Below are 3,086 nucleotides of genomic sequence, written 5' to 3' on the forward strand. Positions count from 1 at the left end.
CATTATGGAATTCTGTAAGGCGTTCAACGCCAAGACACAGGACATGGAAGCGGGTTCCCCGTGCCCAACCGTAATTACGTACTACCAAGACAAATCGTTCACGATGGAAATCAAGACGCCACCAGCGTCCTATTTCCTTAAGAAGGCTGCGAAGCTCAAGTCGGGTGCAACAAACCCTGGCCGCGATACAGCAGGTTCCGTGTCTATTGCTCAGGTGAAAGAGATCGCCGAAGCTAAAATGAAAGACCTGAATGCAAACGATATCGAGGCAGCGATGAAAATCATCCTCGGTTCCGCGCGTTCTATGGGCATCGAGGTGAAGTAATGGCTAAACTTGGCAAACGTACCACCGCAGCTCGTGCCGCATTTGTAGGCAAAGCAAATCTTTCCGTTGAAGACGCAGTTGCGCTCATCAAGGGTGCGTCGAACACAAAGTTTGACGAAACAATCGATATCGCAATGAACCTAGGTGTTGACCCACGTCACGCCGATCAGATGGTTCGCGGCGCCGTGACCTTGCCAAATGGCACAGGCAAAACGGTCCGTGTTGCTGTATTCGCTCGTGGCGACAAAGCCGACGAAGCAACGGCAGCAGGCGCAGACATTGTTGGCGCAGAAGATCTGATGGAAGCTATTCAGGGCGGCAAGATCGATTTCGATCGTTGCATCGCAACTCCTGACATGATGCCAATTGTCGGTCGTCTCGGTAAGATCCTTGGTCCACGCAACCTGATGCCGAACCCGAAAATCGGCACAGTGACAATGGACGTGAAAGCGGCTGTTGACGCGGCTAAAGGTGGCGAAGTTCAGTTCAAAGCCGAAAAAGCAGGCGTTGTGCATGCTGGCGTTGGCAAGCTGTCGTTTGACGATGCTCAATTGGTTGAGAACGTACGTGCCTTTGTTGGTGCAGTACTTAAAGCCAAGCCAACTGGCGCCAAAGGTGCTTACATGCAGAAGATCGTTGTATCTTCTACAATGGGCCCAGGCGTGACGCTCGACATCGATAACGCAGCTGGTAACTAAGCTACGGCCGCCCGTTTGATCTGATGCTTAATTTGCATTGATTGATATGCGGACACTAAGATAATGAAGGCGCTCCAGATTGGGGCGCCTTTTTTCGCGCCGAATACGTGTCCACGGCGCGCGTGTGTAGCCCTTGCGCGCTGCGTCGTTTCCCGTTAGAGACAACATTGCAACCAGCGTGCGATTCGTCGTGCGCTGTTTTTGCTTTCGTCCGAGACGGTGGGTGGCCCCATTTGGGTCCATAATTTCCTGCCTGAGACGGGATAGGCCATTTAGCCAAGAGCTCCCGTGAGCTTACGGCGGTGACGTTCCCGTAAACAAGGACCGAACCGCCGGAGAGATCCGGTACAATGAGCCGGAGGGGAAACCCTCCATACTTGGAGTAAAACTGTGGATAGAGCACAAAAAGAAAAAGTGGTCGACGAACTCGGCCAGATCTTTGAAAGCTCTGGCGTGGTCGTGGTAGCACACTACGCAGGTCTTACGGTTGCTGAAATGCAAGATTTGCGCGCTCGTATGAGTGATGCAGGTGGCGCAGTTCGCGTTGCCAAGAACCGGCTTGCTAAAATCGCCTTGGAAGGCACACCCAACGCACCTGTTGGCGACCTTCTAAACGGCATGACAGTCCTCGCCTATTCTGAAGATCCCGTTGCGGCCGCTAAGGTTGCTGTGGAGTTTTCTAAAACCAACGAGAAGCTTCAAATTCTCGGTGGTGCTATGGGTGGTGAAGGTCTTGACGTTGCTGGTGTTGTACGCGTTTCCAAAATGCCTTCGCGCGACGAGCTTCTTGCTCAAATCGCGAGCTGCATTGGGGCACCTGCTTCCAACATCGCCGGCGCGATTGGCGCACCCGCTTCGAATATCGCGAGTATCCTTTCCACAATCGAGGAAAAGGCTGCTTAAGCAATCTTTTGTATCTGCGTGGGTTGTCAAACACCCGCTGGAACACACCTTTAACTAAACGGAAACAGTACAATGGCTGATCTGAAGAAACTTGCAGAAGAGATCGTAGGTCTCACACTTCTCGAAGCTCAAGAGCTGAAAGAAATCCTCAAAGACGAATACGGCATCGAGCCCGCTGCTGGCGGCGCTGTGATGGTTGCCGGTGCGGCTGGCGACGCCGGTGCAGCAGCTGAAGAGAAGACAGAATTCGACGTCGTTCTCAAAGACGCTGGCGCATCCAAAATCAACGTCATCAAAGAAGTTCGCGCCATCACTGGCCTGGGCCTCAAGGAAGCCAAAGAGCTCGTTGAAGCTGGCGGAAAAATCAAAGAAGGCGTGTCCAAGGACGAAGCTGAAGACGTTAAGGGCAAGCTGGAAGCAGCTGGCGCAACCGTCGAGGTCGCCTAAGCGATATTGCCCTTTCGGGGCATCAAAACAAAAGGCTGGATCCCGAATTTCGGGGTCCAGCCGAACCTGTCTTAGGGCGGCAAAATCTTAAGATGCCCCTCTCAGTAAGCGCCGGCCTCGGATGTCCGAGGGGCGACGTTTTCTAAGAAGGGTCCATGGTCGGGAGCATTCGGTGGGACGAATGCAGGAATAGACCGGACAGCTTCGTTTCGTAAGGGTACATGCGCCGGCGCCCACCGGTATATGTGGCTCTCGAAAATTCGAAAGGTAAAGACGCGAATGGCTTCGACCTTCCTCGGCCAGAAACGGCTCCGCAAGTATTACGGCAAAATCCGTGAAGTTCTCGAAATGCCGAACCTCATTGAGGTTCAAAAGGCATCCTATGACCTGTTCTTGAACTCTGGCGATGCGCCCGAGCCTCTTGACGGCGAAGGGATCAAAGGCGTTTTCCAGTCGGTCTTCCCGATTAAGGATTTCAACGAGACGTCCGTGCTTGAGTTCGTAAAATACGAGCTGGAAACTCCCAAATACGATGTCGAAGAGTGTCAGCAGCGCGACATGACATACTCCGCACCGCTCAAAGTCACTTTGCGCCTTATCGTGTTTGATGTGGATGAGGATACAGGCGCGAAGTCTGTTAAGGACATCAAGGAGCAAGACGTGTTCATGGGGGATATGCCACTCATGACGCCAAACGGCACGTTTGTCGTTAA

4 protein-coding genes and 1 pseudogene are annotated in these 3,086 nt (G+C 52.9%); all 5 read left to right on the forward strand.

What is annotated here, in order from left to right:
- Position 1 precedes the first annotated feature (1 nt).
- Complete coding sequence (gene rplK / locus ACTG34_RS13430) at positions 2 to 325, forward strand: 50S ribosomal protein L11 (RefSeq protein WP_439105388.1); 324 nt, start codon at positions 2 to 4, stop codon at positions 323 to 325.
- Positions 325 to 1,023, forward strand: a complete 699-nt coding sequence (gene rplA, locus ACTG34_RS13435) for a 50S ribosomal protein L1 (protein ID WP_062217350.1) — start codon at positions 325 to 327, stop codon at positions 1,021 to 1,023. The genes rplK and rplA overlap by 1 nt, the downstream gene beginning before the upstream one ends.
- Positions 1,024 to 1,413: 390 nt before the next feature.
- On the forward strand, positions 1,414 to 1,926 hold the full coding sequence (rplJ, locus tag ACTG34_RS13440) for a 50S ribosomal protein L10 (protein WP_062217347.1): 513 nt from the start codon (positions 1,414 to 1,416) through the stop codon (positions 1,924 to 1,926).
- A gap of 72 nt (positions 1,927 to 1,998) precedes the next feature.
- Positions 1,999 to 2,373 (forward strand): 50S ribosomal protein L7/L12, encoded by a 375-nt coding sequence (rplL, locus tag ACTG34_RS13445; RefSeq protein WP_439105389.1) that lies wholly within the window; start codon positions 1,999 to 2,001, stop codon positions 2,371 to 2,373.
- A gap of 279 nt (positions 2,374 to 2,652) precedes the next feature.
- Positions 2,653 to 3,086: pseudogene (locus ACTG34_RS13450) on the forward strand (DNA-directed RNA polymerase subunit beta); the annotation flags it as partial.

The sequence above is a fragment of the Celeribacter marinus genome, assembly GCF_965656515.1.
Classification (GTDB): Bacteria; Pseudomonadota; Alphaproteobacteria; order Rhodobacterales; family Rhodobacteraceae; genus Celeribacter; species Celeribacter marinus_D.

What these genes read in the sequence shown, in the direction of transcription:
- rplA (WP_062217350.1), top strand. Translation starts at nt 325, where the DNA reads ATGGCTAAACTTGGCAAACGTACCACCGCAGCTCGTGCCGCATTTGTA.
- rplL (WP_439105389.1), top strand. Translation starts at nt 1,999, where the DNA reads ATGGCTGATCTGAAGAAACTTGCAGAAGAGATCGTAGGTCTCACACTT.